Here is an 18,836-nt window from a genome sequence, read left to right as displayed (position 1 = left end):
CGCAGCAGATCAACGCGATGCAGGATTCGACCGGCGCCAGCGTCGGCGCGCTCCGCGCTATCGCCGGACAGATCAAGGAACTCGAATCGACCGCCGTCTCGATCGCCAGCGCGGTCGACCAGCAATCTGTGGCCGGCCAGGACTTGGCGCGCAGCATCGATCTCGCCGCGCGCTCGACCGACGAGGTTTCGGCGCAAATCGAGCAGTTCCGCGAGACCAGCCTCGCTGCCGGCACTGCGGCGAGCCAGGTGCTCACCTCGGCTGCCGAGCTGGAGGGGCAGGCAGGTGCGCTCAAACGCCGGGTCGACGGATTCCTCGAACACCTTCGCGCCGCCTGAACGCGGCTGGTCAGGCCTGCGGAAATGGGCGGCCCGGAGTCTGTCCGGGCCACCCTTCTTCAGCCTATTCCCACCAATAGGGCAGGCGGCGCGCAGTGCCGGTCTCGACCTCGTTCATGGTCCGCGCATCGTAGAGCCGGCCGCCGAGCATCACCCGGTCGATCTTGTCCGAATTGCGGATGTTCTCGCTCGGATCGGCATCGAGCACGACGAGGTCGGCCAGCTTGCCGACCTCGAGACTGCCGATATCGCGATCCATACCCAGCGAACGAGCCGATTCGATCGTCCCGGCGCGGAGCGATTCAACCGGCGTCATTCCGCCGCGGACGAAGCTCCACAGTTCCCAATGCGGGCCAACGCCAGCCTGCTGGCCATGGGCGCCGATGCTGATCTTAACCCCGCGCTGGGCAAGCTTGCGCGCCTCGCGCGCGGCATCGTCGTCGACGAAGGCCCAGTCGGGAGCCTTGATCCGCCGCGCGGTGTCCGCGATCAGTTGGCGCGGCGGGGTGTGGATCAGTAGCGGATTGGCGAACACATCGGTCGCTTGGCGCCAGTAGGGATCGCCCGCCAGGCCGCCATAGGTGACCACCAGCGTCGGGGTATTGTTGGTCTGCGAACCGCCCCAGAACTGCAGCACGTCCTCATAGAAATGCTCGGCCGGGACATTGTGTTCGACGGTCGAATTTCCGTCCGCGATCAGGTTCATGTCCATGCCGAACAGCGAGCCACCCTCGGCCACCACCAGCATGTTCTCGGCACGCGCGGCAGCCACGACCTGCTGGCGCTGGTCACGCCGCGGCTGGTTGTAGTTCTTGATCGAAATACCACCCTGCGCCTTGATCCGCCGGATATGCGCGAGCGCATCTTCGTAGCCGTCGATGCGGGCGTAGACGCCGGGCGCCTTGGCCCCATAGACCACCTCCCCGGTCGAGAAGATCCGCGGGGCGAGCAGCGAACCGGCGCGCTGCCGCTCCGACGCGGCAAAGATCATGCTCGCCTGCGACGAAGGATCGTGGATCGTCGTCGTGCCCATGGCGAGGTTCTGGACCAGCGACCAGTTCTGCTGCGGCACGAGATCGCCCGTGCCCTGAGGCCCGTGCGCATGGGCATCGACCAGACCGGGCATGATCGTCTTGCCGCCGGCATCGATCACGGTCGCCCCCTGCGGAATCGCAACCGATGAAGCCGGGCCGACAGCGGCAATCCGGTCACCCGTGATGACGATGGTCCCATCGGCAATCTCGCCCGCGCCCTCGCCTGCCATGGTGAGGATCTTCGCACCGGTGATCGCGACCGTGCCGCGCGGCTTGTCGGCGGCGATGGTACGCTCGAGCGAGGTGCCGCTGGTCGGCGGGACGAATTTGGGCGCGTCCTTGTCCTTCGGCGCATTGGCGAACATCGCGGCGAGACTGGCGCGATAGAGCACCGGCCCCATCGACCAGGTCAGCGTGTCGCCGTCCTCGCTCCACCCGATATAGTCCGCCCCGCCCTTCGAAGCGCGCACCACGGGAAGCGAGCTCGCCTTCTCGCCCACCGTCACCGCCTGCCCGCCGGGCATCAGCGGCATGGCGAAGACTTCGTAATTCTCGCGGAAAGCGACGAAATCGCCGCGCGGGCTGACATGATATTCGGTCGCCAGCTCCCCCTCGGCATGGACCTGCCGCGCCTCGCCGTCGAGATCGGCCGAAATAAGCTGGAGCTTGCCGTCGTTGCGGCCGAGCATGAACACGCGGTCGCTTGCGGCGCCGAACTGCGGGCTCGAGGTGTCGCGCGCCACCAGCCGGGCCGTGCCGCCCGTCGAGGCGACGCGGTAGATGCCCTCGTTCTCGGAGAACTCGGGCGAGGTCAGATAGCCGCCCGAGCGCTTCTCGAAGACGATCGTATTGCCGTCGGGGGAGAATTTCGGGTTCGCATAGTGGCCCGGCATGCGCGTGACCGCGCGGGCGCCCGAGCCATTGGCGCTGGCGGTCATCACCTGCCCCAGGCCGCTATCAGTCCAGCGGACATAGGTGAGACGCCTGCCGTCCCGCGACCACGAGGGCCACAGTTCGAGCGCCGCGTCGTCTCCCGAAGTAAGACGGCGCGCGGTGCCCCCCGCTACCGGCTTCGCATAGAGCTTGCCGAGGCTTTCGAACACGACGGTCCGGCCATCGGGCGACACGCTGGCGAAGCGCGGGATCTTCGCGGTGAAGCTGTCGGGCGACACCGGGATCACCGGATGCGGGGCATCGGCCACGCCGCGCGTGTCGTCGATGCTGAAGGGAATGACGGTCGCCCCGCTGCCATCGGCGGCGACGCGGCGGATCTTCCCGCCCGCCCACAGCACGAGCGAAGTGCCGTCGGGCGTCCAGTCCATCAGCGGGTAGAAGCCATGGACCGCCCAGGTTTCCTGCATGTCCATGTCGAGGTCGCCGTAGATCATGCGCTGCTGGCCGCTGGCGAGATCCTTGACCCACAGCTCGGTGCGGTCCTTGTCGCGGCGGATGAAGGCGATCCTTTTGCCGTCGGGCGAGGGCTGCGGGCGCACTGCCCCGCCATAGCCGCTGACCGCCGTGGTCACCTCGCCCGTCGCCAGTTCGTAGCGTTCGATGGCGAAGGTGCCCTGCGTAGAGTCTTGCGCGTATTCGAAGATCGGCCCCGAGGTGACGTTGCGCGAGTAATAGACTGCCGTGCCGTCAGGGGAGTAGACCGGCTCGCCGAGTTCCTTCTGCAGCGCCTCGCTGGCGCGCTTGACCAGCTTGACGCCGCCACCACCCGAAACGTGGTAGAGCCAGATCTCGCCCGTGCCGAGCGAGCGCTGGGTGGTGAAATGCTTCTTGGCGACGATGTAATTGCCGTCGGGCGACCAGCTCGCCTGGTTGAGCAGACGGAAGTCTTCCTTCGTCAGCTGGCGCTTGTCGGACCCGTCTGCATTCATGATCCAGATGTTGTCGCCGCCCCCGCGATCGCTGGTAAACGCGATGCGGCGCCCGTCGGGCGAAAAGCGCGGCTGCACTTCCCAGGCAAGCCCTTCGGCAATCCGCGTCGGCGTGCCGCCGGTAATCGGCATGGTGTAGATGTCCCCCAGCATCGAGAAGGCCAGCATGCGGCCGTCGGGGGAAACGTCGACATCCATCCATGTGCCTTCGTCGGTGCGGATCGGCACCTGCCGGATCACCGCCCCGCGCGGCGCGGTGATGTCCCACTTCTCTTCCTTGTCGCTTTCGGCAGCCGGATTGGCGCTCGCCGGGGCGGCCGTCACGGCCATCCCGCTGCCCTCGGCCGGACCAGTTTCCGCCGACGCGTCGACCTCCTGTTCCTCGACCGGATTGGGGCTCGGCTGCGGGTCCTGCGCAAGGGCCGCCTGGCTGGCAAAGAGCACAGCCAGGACGGAGGCGATGCTGGTCTTCATGGTTCTCTCCCGATGAACAAGATGATGATGGGTCAACGCACGCTGGCGCGTTCGACCAGATGGACGGCGACGCGGCGCTCGGGGCGCTCGCCTTCGGATGCAAGCGCGGTTTCGACGAGCAGCTTGCCCGCCTGCGCGAAATCGGGCTCGACGGTGGTCAGCGGCGGCGCGCTGAATTCGCCCGAACCGAGACCGTCGAAACCGATCACCCCAACCTTGTCGGGCACCGCAATGCCACGGGCGGCCAGTTCCTCCAGCGCGCCCAATGCCATCGCATCGCAGGCGAAGAAGAGCCCGTCGAAACGCGCACCCGATTCAACCAATTGTGCGATCGCATTGCGCCCCTGCGAGACGCGATCTTCGCCCTGGCTTACCACCGGCTCGTGCGGGGCCAATCCGGCCTCTTCCATCGCCACGCGATAGCCTTCGAAGCGTTCGCGATACTGGCGTTGCGAAGAGCCGGTGTCGCCCACGAAGACGATATCCTGCGCGCCGCCCGCGACCAGCCGCTCGACAGCCAGGCGACCGCCGTCGCGGTTGTCAGAGCGGACCCAAACGCTATCGTCGAAAGGCGACCCCCAGAAGGCCATCCCTCCCGCCTCCTCGGCGCAGGCGCGGAAATAGTCCCATGCCGCTTCGTTGGTCGCGGTGCCGATCACCACGACGCCGTCGGCCTGCCGCCGCGCGACGTAATGGCCGAAGAACTGTTCGGCATTGGCCTGAAACGAAACCAGGGCTTCGTACCCTCGTTCCGCCGCCGCCGCGCATGTGCTGCCGAGCAGCGTGTAATAGAACGGATTGACCGCAGTCGGCCCATGTCCCGGGCGTCCGATCACGACGATGGCGATCGTGCCCGTTTCGCCGCGCCGAAGGCCGGCCGCGCGAGCATTCACCTGATAGCCGAGCTGTTCCGCGGCCTGCTCGACCCGGCGACGGGTCGCCTCGGTGATGGTTTCCGAACCCGACAGCGCGCGGCTGACGGTCGACTGGCTTACGCCGGCAAGCTCTGCCACATCGATCGAGGTGACACGCCGTGGCCGGGACTTATCGCTGTTCGACATCTGCTGAAACTACTCCCCGTCGCAGCCGCCCTAACTCACGCGATCCTCGAAAGCGAGAGCCAAGCCTCGGAGCGGATGGTGAAGCGATAGGAAATCGCCCGAATGCCAACTTAGGTTGCGCACTGCAACTGAGACTGGCGCTGCGCTCCGGTCTGGGTTAGGCTCCACCCAGCTGGGAGAGCGAGATGAAGAATACGGCGACCGATTTCGACGTGATGATCGTAGGTGCGGGGATTTCCGGCATCGGCATGGCGGCGCATATGAAGGAGAAGGCGCCGGACCACGGTTTCGTCATTGTCGAGAGGCGCGACAATCTAGGTGGCACCTGGGACCTGTTCCGCTATCCCGGCATCCGTTCGGACAGCGACATGCACACGCTGGGTTTCGATTTCGAACCGTGGAAGCACGAGAAGTCGATCGCCGACGGCCCCGCCATTCTGGAATATCTCGACCGCATCGTCGACGAGCGCGACATTCGCAAGCACATCCGCTTCGGCCACAAGGTGCTCGCCGCCGACTGGCGCGAGAGCGAGGCCCGCTGGCACGTCACGCTCGAGACCGCCCAGGGCGAGCGGAAGCACCTCACCGCCAACTGGCTCTATCTCGGCTCGGGCTATTACGACTACGACGAGCCCTACGATCCGGGATTCGATTTCGGCGAGTTCGAGGGCCAGGTGATCCATCCGCAGTTCTGGCCGGAAGACCTCGACTATGCCGGCAAGAATGTGGTTGTGATCGGTTCGGGCGCCACGGCGGTGACCATTGTCCCCTCGATGGCCGACAAGGCGGCCAAGGTTACCATGCTCCAGCGCACGCCGACCTGGATGTTCAGCCGTCCGGCGAAGGACGCGCTCGCCAATTTCCTGCGCAAGATCCTGCCCGAAAAGCTCGCCTACCGGATCACCCGGTGGAAGAATATCAAATTGCAGGACTTCAGCTTCAAGATGGCGCGAAACAAGCCGCAGAAGGTGAAGGACGGGCTGCACAAGCGGATCAGGAAATCGATGGGCAAGGACTATGATCTCGCGCCTTTCACCCCGCCCTACAATCCGTGGGAACAGCGGCTCTGCCTGGTGCCCGACGACGACCTGTTCGATGCTCTCAAGCGCGGCAAGGCCGAAGTCGTCACCGGCCAGATCAAGGCCTTCGAAAAAGGCGGCGTCCGGCTGACCGACGACAGCTTCCTGCCGGCCGATATCGTAATCACCGCGACCGGTCTCAAACTGGCCGTGGCCGGCAAGATCGCGCTGTCGAAGGAAGGCCAGCCAATCGATCTGGCGCAGCACTTCTACTACAAGGGCTGCATGTTCTCGAATGTGCCCAACCTTGCGGTGGTGTTCGGCTATCTCAACGCCAGCTGGACGCTGCGGGCGGACATCAATTCGGATTTCATCTGCCGCGTCTTGAACGAGAGCAAGGCGAAGGGTGTCGACGTGGCGGAGCCGGTCCTGACACCGCAGGCCGAAGCGGCCATCGAGGAAGACGATATCTTCGACTTTTCGTCGGGATATATCCAGCGCGGCAAGCATATTATGCCGCGCAATGCGGTGACCTATCCCTGGCGGCTCAACCAGGAATATGTCATCGACCGCAAGCGGATGAAGGAAGATCCGGTCGACGACGGCCTGCTCGAGTTCCGCCGCCACGGCGCCAATGCGCGGGGCGTGGACGAGCAGCTCGAAGCTGCGGAGTAGTATTCGCCCTCCAACCGCGTTACCCACCGCCGCATGACCGAACGCATCTATACCGCAGGCCTCGTCGTGATCGGCGACGAGATCCTCTCGGGCCGCACGCACGACAAGAATATCGCGCAGATTGCCAGCTGGTTGCAGGTCCAGGGTATCCGCTTGTCCGAAGTGCGCGTGGTTCCCGATGTGATCGAGCGTATCGTGGAGGCGGTTGATGCGCTCCGCGAGGCCTATGATTACCTCTTCACCACTGGAGGAATCGGCCCGACACATGACGACATCACCGTCGATGCGGTGGCGCAGGCGCTCGGCGTGCCAGTCGTAATCCACCCGCAGGCACGGGCGATCCTCGAAAGATACTATGCCGACAAGCCCGGCGGCCTGACCGAAGCGCGGCTGCGCATGGCCCGCGTTCCCGAAGGCGCGGAGCTGATCCCCAACCGCATGTCTGGCGCGCCGGGGATCAAGCTCGGCAATATCCATCTCATGGCCGGTGTCCCGCACATCACCGCCGGCATGCTCGACGCATTGACCGGAACGCTCGAAGGCGGCGCGCCGCTGTTGTCCGAAACGGTCGGCTGCTGGACCCCCGAGAGCGAAGTCGCGGACATTCTCCGGCAGGTCGAGAAGGCGCACGAAAAGTGCCAGATCGGCAGTTATCCCTTCTTCCGCGAAGGCCGGGTCGGCGCCAATTTCGTGGTCCGGTCGACCAGTGCCGAAGAAATCAGGAGCTGCGTCGACAGTCTCTGCGACGGGCTGGCCACCGCCGGTTTCGACTTCACCCCTGGTGGCATATAGCGAATTCTACAATATAATCGCGCCGTTAACTCTCGCATGGTAGTAGGGTTACTATGACGGCGGTCTACATCACGATCGACACCGAGTATTCGGCGGGTCTGACGGCTGAACTCGGCGTTCAGGCGCGCGAGGAAGTCTTCGACCGCTCGATCCTCTGCCGCACTCCCGACGGTGAAGTCGGCATCGTCCACCAGATGGATGTGATGGACGCCCACGACATCAAGGGGGTGTTCTTCGTCGACCCCATGCCTGCCTTCGTCTGGGGAACGGGCGCGGTCGCCGCGGTCGTCGAGCCGATCCTAGAGCGCGGGCACGAAGTGCAATTGCACCTTCATCCCGAATGGCTCGAGCTCGCCGGGGATGCCAATCCCCTCAAGACCAGGACCGGCCGGAATCTCCACGAATTCACGGAGACCGAGCAGGTCGACCTGCTCGGGCTGGCGCGCGACCAGCTGATCGCCGCAGGGGCGCCCAGCCCGTCGGCTTTTCGCGCCGGCAATTTCGGTGCCAACGATGCAACCTTGCGCGCATTGCGGACGGTGGGCATCCGCTACGACAGCAGCCATGTGCCGGGCATTGCGGTATCGGATTGCCGGATTTCCCTCACGCAGGACGACCAGGCCGTGGTGCAGCACGAGGGCGCGATCGAAGTTCCGGTCGGTTCGGTCGCCAGTATCGGCGGCCAGCGCCACGCCCAGATTACCGCCCTGTCGCACTGGGAGCTCGAGGCCGCGCTGCGTCATTGCGTGAGCGAGAAGGTGGAAGCCTTCAACATCGTCAGCCACAGTTTCGAATTGATGAGCCGCGACCGGACCCGATCCAACCGGATACTGGGTCGCCGCTTCGCCAGGTTTTGCCGGACCCTCGCCGATATATCCGGGGCGGATAGTGCCACATTCGGCAGCCGCCCTCCGCAGCTCGGCGACGAGACGGGTGCGGCCGCCATGCAGCGGAACCCGATCCGCAGTATGGCCCGCATGGCCGAACAATTCGTCGCGAACCGGCTCTACGGCGCGAAGTGACCTTCGGAAGCACCCATTCGATGCCCTATGGCATCGCTTTTACCGTTGGTTCGCGGCGCCTGATGACGGTCGAGCGCGACGTCGCCACGCTGGCATTCTCGCTGAAGGACATATTTTGCGAGCGCCTACCTCCGGTTCCCGCACTCACCTCTGTCGAGGGCTTGCGCGTCCTGTCTGCGCCCGCTCGCGCGGAGAAGCGGCTGCGCGAGGCAATGCCGGGATTCCTGGTCGGCGCGCGCGATACGTTTGACCGCAGCTTTATCGACATGGCCGGGACCTACGACGCCTACCTGGCGCGTTTCTCCGGCAAGACCAGGTCGACCCTCAGGCGCAAGCGGCGCAAGTTCGAAGAAGCGGCCGGTGGCAGGCTCGACCTGCGGGAATACCGGAGCCCCGATGAGCTGGAGCGCTTCGCGCAGCTGGCCCTGCCCCTGTCCCGAAGAACCTATCAGGCGCGGCTGCTCGATGCCGGACTGCCGGAGGACGACCATTTCCGCGCGGCCATGTACCAACTCGCGGAGGTGGACTGCCTGCGTGCCTTTCTGCTCTTCCTGCAGGGTGAACCGGTGGCCTATCTCTATCTGCCCGTCGAAGGCGAAACCCTGATCTACGCCCATCTGGGCTACGACCCCCATCATGCAGGCCTGTCGCCCGGGACGGTTCTCCAGTTGGCCGCGCTCGAGCGGCTCTTTGCCGAGGAGCGTTTTCGCTATTTCGACTTTACCGAGGGCGACGGAGCGCACAAGGCGCTGTTCCGCACCGGCAGCATACGCTGCGCGAGCTTCCTTTTGTTGCGTCCCAGTGTCGTGAACCGGGCGCTGCTGGGCAGCCTCGCCCTGTTCGACCAGAGCGTCTCGCTGGCCAAGTCGCTTGCGACGAGAACCGGCGCCGAGGCGCTGGCCCGACGAATGTTGAGAGCATGAAAAAGGGCCGGCGGGTCTACACCCGCCGGCCCTCTTGTCCGTCCTGTCGCCAGGCTGCCCGGGAACGCCTCGCGCGTTCAGGGAGCCCCCGACAGGAGGCGTTGTCAGGCGCCTTCGACTTCGGCGAGGTCGACCTTGAGGCCCGGCCCCATCGACGAGGTCAGCGTGACCTTGCGGACATACTTGCCCTTGGCCCCCGACGGCTTCGCCTTGACGATCGCATCGGTCAGCGCCTTGAAGTTCTTCTTCAGGTCTTCGTCCTTGAACGACAGCTTGCCGATGCCGCTGTGGATGATGCCCTGCTTCTCGACGCGGAATTCGACCTGGCCGCCCTTGGCGTCCTTCACGGCCTGTTCCACATTCGGCGTGACGGTGCCGAGCTTCGGGTTCGGCATCAGGCCCTTGGGGCCGAGCACCTTGCCGAGACGGCCGACGACGCCCATCATGTCGGGGGTCGCGATCACGCGGTCATAGTCGAGATTGCCGGCCTGCATGTCTTCCATGAGGTCTTCCGCACCGACCTTGTCGGCGCCGGCGGCGAGAGCCTTCTCGGCATTGTCGCCCTTGGCGAAGACGGCGACCTTGACGTCCTTGCCGGTGCCGCTCGGGAGCGACACCATGCCGCGGACCATCTGGTCGGCGTGGCGCGGGTCGACGCCGAGGTTCATCGCGACTTCGACGGTCTCGTCGAATTTCGCCTTGTGCTCGCGCAGCGTGGCGAGAGCCTCGTCGACGCTGTAGAGCTTTTCACCGTCGAGCTTGGCGACGAGCTGCTGCTTCTTGGTCTGCTTAGCCATGGTCTTAGCCCTCCACCACGTCGAGGCCCATCGAACGCGCGCTGCCTTCGATGATCTTGGTAGCCTGTTCGATGTCGTTCGCGTTCAGGTCGGCCATCTTCGTTTCAGCGATTTCGGCGAGTGCCGAACGCTTGATAGTTCCGGCCGAAACCTTGCCCGGCTCCTTCGAGCCCGACTTGAGCTTGGCGGCCTTCTTGATGAGGAAGCTGGCCGGCGGGCTCTTGGTGACGAAGGTGAACGAACGGTCAGCATAGACGGTGATCGTCGTCGGAATCGGCATGCCCTTTTCCATGCTGTCGGTCGCAGCATTGAAAGCCTTGCAGAATTCCATGATGTTCACGCCGCGCTGACCCAGCGCAGGGCCGATGGGCGGCGAGGGATTGGCGATGCCCGCGGGCACCTGCAGCTTGATGTAGCCGTCGATCTTCTTGGCCATGAATGGCCTCCTTTCTCACTGTTGCCGGACCTCTTTCGACGTCCGGCTCATGGTAAGCGGTCAAGCGGCCTGCCCCCATGCGATGGGGTGCGGACCTTCCGCGCGGTTTCCCGAAGCTGGCTTGGGAAGGCGCGCACATAGCGCTCTCACGCGGAAATGCAAGCGATTCGCACCCTGCAGGCGTTCCAGCGCATGTCGTAATGCCCCCCACTATCCGGCCCGCTTGCGAGCGTGCTAGTACAATGCAACCCAAGCGGAGCATCCATGCAGAGCTTCATCGATATCTGGCAATATATGCCGCACGGCATGTGTCTGTTGTGGCAACCGTGGCTGGTGGCACTGTGGGCGGGCAGCGACCTGCTGATCTTCCTGTCCTACACCGCAATCCCGATCGCGCTGCTGAGCGTCTTGCGCAAGCGGACCGACATTCCCTTTTCCGGCCTCGTCGTGCTGTTTGCGAGCTTCATCCTGCTCTGCGGGCTGACCCATCTGATGGGTATCGTCACGCTGTGGTATCCGATCTATCCGTGGGTCGGGGTGCTGAAGCTTGCCACGGGGGTCGTGTCTGCAGCGACGGCCGTGGTCCTGTTCCGGCTGATCCCGGTCCTCGTCGCGCTTCCCTCACCCTCGCAGCTCGCGCAAGCAAACGAGGATCTGCAGCGCGAAATCGAAGCGCATCAGGCGACTCTCGCCAGCCTCGAAGATCTCGTCAGCGAACGGACCGAGAGGCTGCACGACGCCAATGCCAAGCTTGCCGTTCAGACCCGCGAGGCGGTGCATCGCAGCGCCAACCTGCTGTCAGTCGTCACCGCGCTGACCCGGCAGACGGCACAGGGCCATGAGCGGTCCGAGGAATTCGTCGAGACGCTGCTCGGGCGAATCCACTCGCTGGCGATGGCCACCTCGACCGTCATGCGCGGAGAAGGTCACCAGTCGGGCGATCTTGCCACCATCATCCGCCAGCAGCTCGACCCGGTACTTCTCACCTACGGCGCACAGGTTTCGGTTGAGGGACCGCCGACCCAAGTGGTCAGCGAGGCCGCGCAACAGATTTCGCTCGCGATCCACGAACTGGCCACGAATGCGCACAAATACAGCCTGTCGCAGGATGCCGGTTGCAGGGCATCGGTCCGCTGGTCGATCGAGGACAGGGAAGAGGGACAGACGTTCACGCTGACCTGGCACGAGACGCTACCCCCCGGCAACGGGACTGGCGAGCCAGTCGACGGCAAGGGCGGCTTCGGCACCAAATTGCTCACCCGGATCGTACCGCAAATGCTGCGCGGCACAGCAACCCGCTCGCTTGGCGAGGGCGAGTTGACCTACCGGCTCGTTGTTCCAGCCGCCGCCGTATTGGCAAATCCGCAGAATACCGATTCGGCGGCGCTGGCAGCCCGCCTCGTCGATGAAGGCTTCGGTGCGAAGTAGACGCGATCGCCTCGGGGTCGGATTGGCCGAATGGCTATAGAACCGCCGGTTCACCGATCGACCGGGGTGCCACGCCTGTCGAACTCCGATCGTATCCGGCAACCTTGTGGTATAGTGTCACCCTTATGTTGAGAGGCCTGAAAATGATCGGGATCGCCGTGCTGATGTGCGGCGGTACTCATACCTCGGCACAGGCCCCCAATGCTCCCGAAACCTCCGTCTCGCAGATGCCCCGCCTACCGACGGCGGAGTTCGACGAAACCCTCGCCATCGGAGGGGAGGAGATCGGCGCACGCAAGCTGCGCAGCCGAATGACCGTGGACGTGATGGTGAACGGCACCGGACCGCACAAATTCGTCGTCGACAGCGGCGCGGATTCCTCGGTCATCGGCGAAAGGCTTGCCGGTAGGCTCGCCATGCCGGCGGGCACCCCGGCCATGCTGCACGGAATCACCGAAAGCAAATTGGTTAACCGCGTGCTGGTCGATGAAATCGTTCTCGGCCCCACGGCCACGACCGATCTCGAGCTGCCCGTCCTCGACGAGCGCGACCTAGGTGGCGACGGCATGATCGGGCTCGATGCACTGGTCGAACAGCGGTTGCTGATCGACTTCGAGGATCGTCACATCAGCGTCGACGACGGCTTTACCCAAGGCGCGGTGATGGACGGCATAATCGTAGTGAAGGGTCGGCTGCAGAAGGGACAATTGATCCTGACCGCGGTCAGGGTCGGCAGTCAGAAAGTCGAGGCAGTGGTCGATACCGGTTCCGAAATCACCATCGGCAATCGCGCGCTGCGCGACAAGCTGGCGCTCAAGCGGGCCGGCAATTTCAGCAAGATAAAGGTCTTTGGTGTTACCGGCAACGAGATGGAACTCGATTTCCTGCTGGTGAAGGAAATGAAGCTGGGTCCGATACTGCTGCGCAATGTACCGATCGCCTTTGCCGATGTTCCGCCCTTCGAGGTCTTCGGGCTGGATGACAAGCCCTCGCTCCTGCTCGGCACCGACCTGATGGAAAACTTCCGCCGTGTCTCGCTCGACTTCAAAGATCGCAAGGTGCGCTTTCAACTCAAGAAATGCGACAACACTTCGCTCGTCCTGCGAACCTCGACTATCGCCTCACGGCTCAAGGCCGATCGTTCGATCGCCTGTAGCTGACCCTTTCGTCCCAGCTTGAGGTGCCGAAGCGACCCCACTAAGGACGCGGATCATGGCAGGCGCGGACTCAACCAAGGCGATTTGGCTGCTGCTGGCAGCGACGCTGTTCCTGCGCGCGTTCGTGCCCGCAGGGTGGATGCCCGACACCGGCCGCAACGACGTGATCGTGGCGAAGATGTGCAATTCGGCCGCCACCGTCACCATCCCGCTCGATCGCGAAAAAGCGCCCGACGAAACGGCAAGGCACGATTCGGCGCCTTGCCTGTTCGCCGGCTTTTCTGGCGACGCCCCCTTTCCCGCGACCAGCCCCGTTCTGCTCGCTGGGCCGCCAGCGGACCAGTTGCCCGTCGCCGTCCTGGCCAGCCTGCTACTCGAACGCAGCGCCTTCCTGATCCCGCCCGGTCGCGGCCCTCCTGTCGCCGCCTGACCGGCGTCACCTGCTCAATGGGTGATGCCGTCACCACGGCCAAACCCATTTTACGACAGGAACCAACAATGAAACATGTTTTCGTGCGCGCCGCTATGGCATCGCTGCCGCTGCTTGCCGCCTACCCCGCCCTCGCCCAAGAGGGCGCCGAGAGCACAAGCGAGAAAGACGATCCGATCATCGTCACCCCGGTGTCGCTGCACCCCGCCGCCGGGCTCATGAACGAGCACACCCATGACGGGGGCGAGTTCATGATCGGACTTCGCTATACGAGGAGCCGACACGCGGGCTCCAGCCAGGCGGGTTCCGATTCCATATCCGATGCCGACATCCTCGCCGCCGGCTACACGGTCAAGGCGCAGGAAATGACCATGGACATGGTCATGCTCGACCTGATGTATGCGCCCAATGACAAGCTGACGCTGATGGTCATGCCGCACTGGATGCGCCACGAAATGACCATGACCGGAATCGATCCCATGAACACCGGGACGGGCGCGATGGACATGGGCGGGATGGAGATGGGCCATGCCCATGCCGGCCTGCCCTTCGGCCAAAGCATGACTCATTCGACGCGGGGCTTTGGCGACACGCTGGTGTCGGCGAGTTATCGCCTCGCCAACACGCCCAAATTCAAGGCGCATGTCACGCTGGGAGTGTGGGCACCCACCGGCAAGGCGGACCGCAAGAATCCCGATGGCACCTTCGTTCACTACATGATGCAATCGGGCAGCGGAACTTGGGATGTGGAGCCTTCCATTACCGTTTCCGGCCGGTCCGGCATGGTCGGTTGGGGCGTACAGGCAAGCTACCGCTGGCGCACCGAAAGCGCGAACGAGAGCGGCTTCGCCTTCGGCGACAAGGCGCAGGCGAGCGGATGGTTGAGCTATCTGGTGGACGACGGCTTCAGTCTCACCAGCCGGGTTACGCTGGAACACGAGGGGCAGGTCCTCGGCCACTACAACGGGCCGCACAACCACCGGACCCCTGCCGACCGGCAGGAGAATTACGGTGGGGACACGCTGCTGGTCGGGCTCGGAGCCAATGTCGCCCTGCCTTTCGGGGGACACGAGCGCCCTCAAGTCGGCGTCGAGCTGGGCGTGCCGGTGTACCAGAAGCTCAACGGTATTCAGCTACCCGAGGATTGGCGCGCCTCGATTTCGCTGAGCCGCACCTTCTGAATCGAAAGGCCCCGCCAGGCAAAGCCAGGCGGGGCCGCATTCAAACCATCGAATGTATGATGTCTATTTGACCAGTTCGACCTGTTCGAAGTCGAGTTCGACCGGCGTCGCGCGACCGAAGATCGAGACCGAAACCTTGACCTTCTGCTTGTCGAAATCGAGTTCCTCGACAAGGCCGTTGAAGCTGGCGAAGGGTCCGTCGAGCACCTTGACCTGGTCGCCGATTTCGTAATCGACGCTGATGTCCTTTTTGGGTGCCGCGCGGGCCTCTTCGACACCGCCGAAATAGCGCGCCGCCTCGCGTTCGGAGATCGGCTGCGGCTTGTTGTTGGTGCCGAGGAAGCCGGTCACCTTCGGGGTGTTCTTGACCAGGTGATAGACATCGTCGGTCATGTTCAGCTTGGCGAGCACATAGCCGGGCATGAACTTGCGTTCGACCTGGACCTTCTTGCCGCGCTTAACCTCGGTGACCGTCTCGGTCGGGACCTCGACTGCCTCGACGCCCTCGGACAGGCCGAGGCGTTCGGCCTCGGCGATGATCGCGTCGCGCACCTTGTTCTCGAAGCCGGAATAGGCGTGGATGATATACCAGCGTGCCATGTGTACTCGTTACCCTGTCGAAATGCGGCCCAGGCCCGGAAAGATCAGGCCAGCGTCAGCAGCCAGCGCACCACGGCGCTGAACAGCGAATCGATGCCGAGGAAGAAGACCGAGAGGATGACCATCATGATGAACACGAAGATCGCCGTACGGACCGTTTCCTCGCGCGTCGGCCACACGACCTTGCGCCCTTCGGTCTGTACCTGCCGGAGGAATTCCGCCGGGCTGGTCTTCTTCTCGTCTGCCATCGCTCACGTCTCTCGCGTAAAATTCGTGCCGCCTTCCGCCACGTCCCTTTCAGGTAGGGTCTCTCGCCACCCCGATGCAAGACCGGGAGGGGCTTTTTCGATTCCCAATGTCGGAAGACAGCGCTCCACCTAGGCCTGCGCGCCGGAAAAGGCAAGCAGGGAGGCGCCGAAATCGCCCCTTCCCAAGCCGAGCCCGCGGCACTAGCCTTCGCCGCGATCCACCCATCCGGGTCGCATGAGGGAAAATCCATAATGTCTTCAGCCGAACCAGCCAGCCTGGGCGAACGACTGATTCAACCGGTCACCAATATTTCCGACTTCATCTGGGGCGGGACCTGGAATGGCGAAAGCATCATTCCGATCCCACCGCTGGCCGTCGTCCTGCTCGGCGTCGGGCTGTGGTTCATGGTCGGCCTGAAATTCTATCCGATCACGCGCTTCGGCAGCGCGGTGAAGGGGCTCTTCGCGGGCCGCAAGCAGGCGGGCGAAGGCGAAATCTCGCCCTTCGCCGCGCTCTCCACGGCCCTTTCGGGCCAGGTCGGAACGGGCAATCTCGCCGGGGTCGCCACCGCGATCGCGCTCGGCGGACCGGGGGCGATCTTCTGGATGTGGATCACCGCCCTGTTCGGCATGGCGCTCGCCTTCGCCGAGGGCAGCCTCGCGATCCGCTATCGCGAGACGACCAGCGACGGGGTCAAGCGCGGCGGCCCGATGACCTACATCCTCATGGGGCTCGGCCCGAAGTGGACCTGGCTGGCGGTGGTATTCGCGCTGGGCACGCTGTTCTCCGGTCTCGTTACGGGCAATTCGATCCAGGCCAATGCGATGGCCGACGGGATGAACGAACTGTTCGGCATTCCCGAATGGATCGGCGGCCTGCTGACCGCTGCGGTTGTGTTCATCGTCATAATCGGCGGAATCAAGTCGATCGGCAATGTCGCCGAAAAGGTCGTGCCATTCATGGCAGCGACCTATATCGTCATGGCGCTGATTGCGCTGGTGCTCAATTTCCAGGATCTGGGCGAGACCTTCGGACTGATCTTCCACGGTGCCTTCAATCCGCAGAGCGCGGTCGGCGGCTTCACCGGCGCGGCGATCATCATGGCGATCCGCGCAGGCGTGGCACGCGGCCTGTTCTCGAACGAGGCCGGCCAGGGTTCGACCCCGATCGCGCACGCGGTCGCGCAGACCGACGATCCCGAGCAGCAGGGCCGCATGGCGATGCTCGGAACCTTCATCGACACGATCGTCATCTGCACCATGACCGCCCTCGTCATCCTGACGGTGGAGGGCAATTTCACCTCAAATGGCCAGCCGGTGATCCATGTGTGGCAATCGGACCGTGTCGGCTTCGAGATGACCAGCGGTGCCTTTGCCGCGGCCTTCCCGTTCGAGATCGGCACGGTCCCTCTGGGAACGCTGATCGCCTCGATCGCGCTGATCCTGTTCGTGTTCACCACGCTGCTGACGTGGAGCTATTACGGCGAACGTGCGATCACCTTCCTCTACGATCGGGTCAAGGGATCGACCCGCGCAGGCGAGAAAAAGTTGCACATGGCGTGGCGCGTGCTGTGGTGCGTGGTGATCTTCATCGGCGCCGCGCAACCGAGCGAGCTGGTCTGGCGCCTGGGCGATATCTCCAACGCCGCCATGGCCCTGCCCAATCTGCTGGCGCTGGCCCTGCTCAGCGGCGTCGTCTTCGCGCTCGCGCGGGGCGACCGGACGGCCGGGCCCACACATAACGCCGAAACTCCCGAAGAACCCGAGGAATACTGACCGGGTTCGGGTCTACACCTGCACAACAAGAAGGGGGCCGGACGTCGCTATGACATCCGGCCCCTGTTCTTTCTCTGCAGCGTCCAGCGTCTCGCCGGCGGCAATACCTCAGCGCAGGCCGAATAGCCGCGCAAGGAAACCGGGCTCTTCCATGGGCTGGATCCGCCCGTGCGCCTGATAGCGCAACGAGCTGTCGCTATAGGGCTTGGGCTGCACCCAGCGGTCGGGGCGGCTGCTGCGGAAGGACAAGCTCGACATGGTTGTCTCCATGAATGGTCTTCCCACCGTCCTGTTGCGTAAAATCCCTAAGGGCCCGATCCGGTTCCCGTCCGGTTGCGCGCACGATGCGATTCGGCGCGGGTCCAGACCATCGCCAGCAACACCAGTGCCGCGAGCGGCATCGGGTTGATCCCGAGCGAAAATGCCAGGGCCCGCGTCGCATAGGGAGCGAACCACAGCACCACCAGGACCAGTTTTTCGAAGTCGCGGAAACCGCGCGCCAGCCCCTGCTCGACCAGCCACAGCGTGGGAAACAGCAGGAAGGGCAGGTCGTAATTGAACAGATAGGGCGAGGCGAGTGCGCTCGCCGCCAGGACCGCCGCGCCGACGCCGCGTGGATCGCCGGCAAAGCGCCGGTGGGCAAGCGCTACAGCGGCCAGCGCCACCAGCGCCGAAAGCAAGCCCGCCACCAGCCCGGCACCCTCTCCGCCGAGCAAGCGGGCCTGCGCGAAAAAGGTGGTCATTCGCAGGAGGAAATCGGGATTGCTCCCTTCCATCAGCATCCCGCTCGCCTGCCAACTGCTCGTATAGGCGGCCAGCGTTGCACTGCCGAAGATCAGCCAGGACAGCGCAAGAAGCCCGACGGCCATGCCAGCCGCGACGAGGAAGGCGCGCCAGCGCGAGCCGGCAGCGAACCACACCGGCGCAAGCACCGCCAGATGCGGCTTGATCACCAGCGCGCCGATCGCGGCCCCCGCCAGTCCCGGCTGCTTTTCAAGCCGGTCGGCAGCGACGATGAGCAAGGCGCCCGTCAGCAAGCCGGTCTGGCCGTGCCCGGCGGCGATCAAGGCGCCCGGATAGGCAATGACGAGCGGCCACAGGCGGGGAAAGGCGCGAATGCCGGCCCAGGCCCAAAATCCCCAGGTCCCCGCGACCCAGACGATCCAGGCGAGCGCGAAGGGCAGCAGGCCCAGCGGCGCGACGACGAAAAGGAAAGGAGGCGGATTGACGAAAGCGAACCAGCCTTCGCTCCCTGTCGCGGTCTGGATGTGCTGCTGCACTGCGAGATCGTAGGCCGCAGCCGGATTGCCCGCGGCGGTCGCCTTTCCCGCCCCCCAAAAGGCCAGGAAATCGCTGCCGTCCGGGCCCATCGCCTTGATATAGGAATTGGCGAGCAACGCGAGGCTGGCGACCGCGAGCAACAGCGCATAGCCGCGCACCCGCTCGCGCGTCAGCCAGTCTGCCCGGCGCAGCCAATCCATCGGCGGGTACCCTCCCCTCGCAGCCAATCGAGCAAAGGGGTAGCGCGCCGAACTCGCGCTAGCCAGTTGAGCCAGGCGGCA

Annotated in this window: 17 protein-coding genes and 1 pseudogene; 10 read left to right on the top strand and 8 right to left on the bottom strand. The window is 64.5% G+C overall.

Annotation, left to right across the window (positions count from 1 at the left end; genetic code table 11):
* Nucleotides 1-338: pseudogene (locus ACEQZ0_RS13185) on the top strand (methyl-accepting chemotaxis protein); the annotation flags it as partial.
* A 64-nt stretch (nucleotides 339-402) separates the two neighbouring features.
* On the opposite strand, the gene ACEQZ0_RS13180 reads toward ACEQZ0_RS13185, so the two are convergent.
* Together ACEQZ0_RS13180 and ACEQZ0_RS13175 are read right to left on the bottom strand one after the other, a co-directional pair.
* Nucleotides 403-3,729: an amidohydrolase family protein gene (locus ACEQZ0_RS13180; RefSeq protein WP_370191422.1), complete on the bottom strand. Its 3,327-nt coding sequence runs from the start codon at nucleotides 3,727-3,729 to the stop codon at nucleotides 403-405.
* A gap of 32 nt (nucleotides 3,730-3,761) precedes the next feature.
* Entirely contained in the window at nucleotides 3,762-4,790 is a 1,029-nt protein-coding gene (locus ACEQZ0_RS13175) for a LacI family DNA-binding transcriptional regulator (RefSeq protein WP_370191421.1), read from the bottom strand.
* A gap of 185 nt (nucleotides 4,791-4,975) precedes the next feature.
* Between ACEQZ0_RS13175 and ACEQZ0_RS13170 the strand changes: the two genes are divergently transcribed.
* From ACEQZ0_RS13170 to ACEQZ0_RS13155, 4 genes are read left to right on the top strand one after another with little or no spacing between them, the layout of a single operon-like run.
* On the top strand, nucleotides 4,976-6,484 hold the full coding sequence (locus ACEQZ0_RS13170; RefSeq protein ID WP_370191420.1) for a flavin-containing monooxygenase: 1,509 nt from the start codon (nucleotides 4,976-4,978) through the stop codon (nucleotides 6,482-6,484).
* 33 nt (nucleotides 6,485-6,517) lie between these two features.
* On the top strand, nucleotides 6,518-7,276 hold the full coding sequence (locus tag ACEQZ0_RS13165) for a competence/damage-inducible protein A (protein ID WP_370191419.1): 759 nt from the start codon (nucleotides 6,518-6,520) through the stop codon (nucleotides 7,274-7,276).
* 53 nt (nucleotides 7,277-7,329) lie between these two features.
* A complete protein-coding gene (locus ACEQZ0_RS13160; RefSeq protein ID WP_370191418.1) occupies nucleotides 7,330-8,298 on the top strand; it encodes a hypothetical protein in 969 nt (322 codons plus the stop codon).
* A gap of 20 nt (nucleotides 8,299-8,318) precedes the next feature.
* Nucleotides 8,319-9,221: a GNAT family N-acetyltransferase gene (locus ACEQZ0_RS13155; RefSeq protein ID WP_370191417.1), complete on the top strand. Its 903-nt coding sequence runs from the start codon at nucleotides 8,319-8,321 to the stop codon at nucleotides 9,219-9,221.
* A gap of 104 nt (nucleotides 9,222-9,325) precedes the next feature.
* Here the strand turns inward: ACEQZ0_RS13155 and rplA are convergent, their stop codons facing one another.
* Together rplA and rplK are read right to left on the bottom strand one after the other, a co-directional pair.
* On the bottom strand, nucleotides 9,326-10,018 hold the full coding sequence (gene rplA, locus ACEQZ0_RS13150; RefSeq protein WP_370191416.1) for a 50S ribosomal protein L1: 693 nt from the start codon (nucleotides 10,016-10,018) through the stop codon (nucleotides 9,326-9,328).
* A 4-nt stretch (nucleotides 10,019-10,022) separates the two neighbouring features.
* On the bottom strand, nucleotides 10,023-10,454 hold the full coding sequence (rplK, locus tag ACEQZ0_RS13145) for a 50S ribosomal protein L11 (protein ID WP_370191415.1): 432 nt from the start codon (nucleotides 10,452-10,454) through the stop codon (nucleotides 10,023-10,025).
* Nucleotides 10,455-10,718: 264 nt separating this feature from the next.
* Between rplK and ACEQZ0_RS13140 the strand changes: the two genes are divergently transcribed.
* From ACEQZ0_RS13140 to ACEQZ0_RS13125, 4 genes are all read left to right on the top strand, one after another.
* The gene (locus ACEQZ0_RS13140; protein WP_370191413.1) at nucleotides 10,719-11,882 is read left to right on the top strand and encodes a sensor histidine kinase; all 1,164 of its coding nucleotides are present in this window, start codon (nucleotides 10,719-10,721) and stop codon (nucleotides 11,880-11,882) included.
* A gap of 143 nt (nucleotides 11,883-12,025) precedes the next feature.
* Nucleotides 12,026-13,042, top strand: coding sequence for a retroviral-like aspartic protease family protein (locus tag ACEQZ0_RS13135; RefSeq protein WP_370191412.1), 1,017 nt, complete (start codon nucleotides 12,026-12,028; stop codon nucleotides 13,040-13,042).
* A gap of 52 nt (nucleotides 13,043-13,094) precedes the next feature.
* Nucleotides 13,095-13,469, top strand: coding sequence for a hypothetical protein (locus ACEQZ0_RS13130; RefSeq protein WP_370191411.1), 375 nt, complete (start codon nucleotides 13,095-13,097; stop codon nucleotides 13,467-13,469).
* A 68-nt stretch (nucleotides 13,470-13,537) separates the two neighbouring features.
* Complete coding sequence (locus tag ACEQZ0_RS13125; protein ID WP_370191410.1) at nucleotides 13,538-14,650, top strand: transporter; 1,113 nt, start codon at nucleotides 13,538-13,540, stop codon at nucleotides 14,648-14,650.
* Nucleotides 14,651-14,713: 63 nt separating this feature from the next.
* Here the strand turns inward: ACEQZ0_RS13125 and nusG are convergent, their stop codons facing one another.
* Both nusG and secE read right to left on the bottom strand, forming a co-directional pair.
* Nucleotides 14,714-15,250, bottom strand: coding sequence for a transcription termination/antitermination protein NusG (gene nusG / locus ACEQZ0_RS13120; RefSeq protein ID WP_370032582.1), 537 nt, complete (start codon nucleotides 15,248-15,250; stop codon nucleotides 14,714-14,716).
* 44 nt (nucleotides 15,251-15,294) lie between these two features.
* Entirely contained in the window at nucleotides 15,295-15,498 is a 204-nt protein-coding gene (gene secE / locus ACEQZ0_RS13115) for a preprotein translocase subunit SecE (RefSeq protein WP_370191409.1), read from the bottom strand.
* Nucleotides 15,499-15,750: 252 nt separating this feature from the next.
* Between secE and ACEQZ0_RS13110 the strand changes: the two genes are divergently transcribed.
* Complete coding sequence (locus tag ACEQZ0_RS13110; protein WP_370191407.1) at nucleotides 15,751-17,274, top strand: alanine/glycine:cation symporter family protein; 1,524 nt, start codon at nucleotides 15,751-15,753, stop codon at nucleotides 17,272-17,274.
* A 108-nt stretch (nucleotides 17,275-17,382) separates the two neighbouring features.
* Here ACEQZ0_RS13110 and ACEQZ0_RS13105 read toward each other — a convergent pair whose 3' ends face one another.
* Both ACEQZ0_RS13105 and ACEQZ0_RS13100 read right to left on the bottom strand, forming a co-directional pair.
* Nucleotides 17,383-17,544, bottom strand: a complete 162-nt coding sequence (locus ACEQZ0_RS13105) for a hypothetical protein (protein WP_370191405.1) — start codon at nucleotides 17,542-17,544, stop codon at nucleotides 17,383-17,385.
* A 35-nt stretch (nucleotides 17,545-17,579) separates the two neighbouring features.
* Entirely contained in the window at nucleotides 17,580-18,755 is a 1,176-nt protein-coding gene (locus tag ACEQZ0_RS13100) for a glycosyltransferase family 87 protein (RefSeq protein WP_370191403.1), read from the bottom strand.
* Between the last annotated feature and the right edge of the window lie 81 nt (nucleotides 18,756-18,836).

Source organism: Qipengyuania sp. (genome assembly GCF_964227205.1).
Classification (GTDB): Bacteria; Pseudomonadota; Alphaproteobacteria; order Sphingomonadales; family Sphingomonadaceae; genus Qipengyuania.
Note: the sequence above shows the minus strand (reverse complement) of the source record. Positions and strands in the feature narration are given on the sequence as shown.

Bases quoted from the DNA above. Each gene is read 5' to 3' on its own strand.
- ACEQZ0_RS13180 (WP_370191422.1), bottom strand. From the start codon at position 3,729: ATGAAGACCAGCATCGCCTCCGTCCTGGCTGTGCTCTTTGCCAGCCAG.
- ACEQZ0_RS13175 (WP_370191421.1), bottom strand. From the start codon at position 4,790: ATGTCGAACAGCGATAAGTCCCGGCCACGGCGTGTCACCTCGATCGAT.
- ACEQZ0_RS13170 (WP_370191420.1), top strand. From the start codon at position 4,976: ATGAAGAATACGGCGACCGATTTCGACGTGATGATCGTAGGTGCGGGG.
- ACEQZ0_RS13165 (WP_370191419.1), top strand. From the start codon at position 6,518: ATGACCGAACGCATCTATACCGCAGGCCTCGTCGTGATCGGCGACGAG.
- ACEQZ0_RS13160 (WP_370191418.1), top strand. From the start codon at position 7,330: ATGACGGCGGTCTACATCACGATCGACACCGAGTATTCGGCGGGTCTG.
- ACEQZ0_RS13155 (WP_370191417.1), top strand. From the start codon at position 8,319: ATGCCCTATGGCATCGCTTTTACCGTTGGTTCGCGGCGCCTGATGACG.
- rplA (WP_370191416.1), bottom strand. From the start codon at position 10,018: ATGGCTAAGCAGACCAAGAAGCAGCAGCTCGTCGCCAAGCTCGACGGT.
- rplK (WP_370191415.1), bottom strand. From the start codon at position 10,454: ATGGCCAAGAAGATCGACGGCTACATCAAGCTGCAGGTGCCCGCGGGC.
- ACEQZ0_RS13140 (WP_370191413.1), top strand. From the start codon at position 10,719: ATGCAGAGCTTCATCGATATCTGGCAATATATGCCGCACGGCATGTGT.
- ACEQZ0_RS13135 (WP_370191412.1), top strand. From the start codon at position 12,026: ATGATCGGGATCGCCGTGCTGATGTGCGGCGGTACTCATACCTCGGCA.
- ACEQZ0_RS13130 (WP_370191411.1), top strand. From the start codon at position 13,095: ATGGCAGGCGCGGACTCAACCAAGGCGATTTGGCTGCTGCTGGCAGCG.
- ACEQZ0_RS13125 (WP_370191410.1), top strand. From the start codon at position 13,538: ATGAAACATGTTTTCGTGCGCGCCGCTATGGCATCGCTGCCGCTGCTT.
- nusG (WP_370032582.1), bottom strand. From the start codon at position 15,250: ATGGCACGCTGGTATATCATCCACGCCTATTCCGGCTTCGAGAACAAG.
- secE (WP_370191409.1), bottom strand. From the start codon at position 15,498: ATGGCAGACGAGAAGAAGACCAGCCCGGCGGAATTCCTCCGGCAGGTA.
- ACEQZ0_RS13110 (WP_370191407.1), top strand. From the start codon at position 15,751: ATGTCTTCAGCCGAACCAGCCAGCCTGGGCGAACGACTGATTCAACCG.
- ACEQZ0_RS13105 (WP_370191405.1), bottom strand. From the start codon at position 17,544: ATGGAGACAACCATGTCGAGCTTGTCCTTCCGCAGCAGCCGCCCCGAC.
- ACEQZ0_RS13100 (WP_370191403.1), bottom strand. From the start codon at position 18,755: ATGGATTGGCTGCGCCGGGCAGACTGGCTGACGCGCGAGCGGGTGCGC.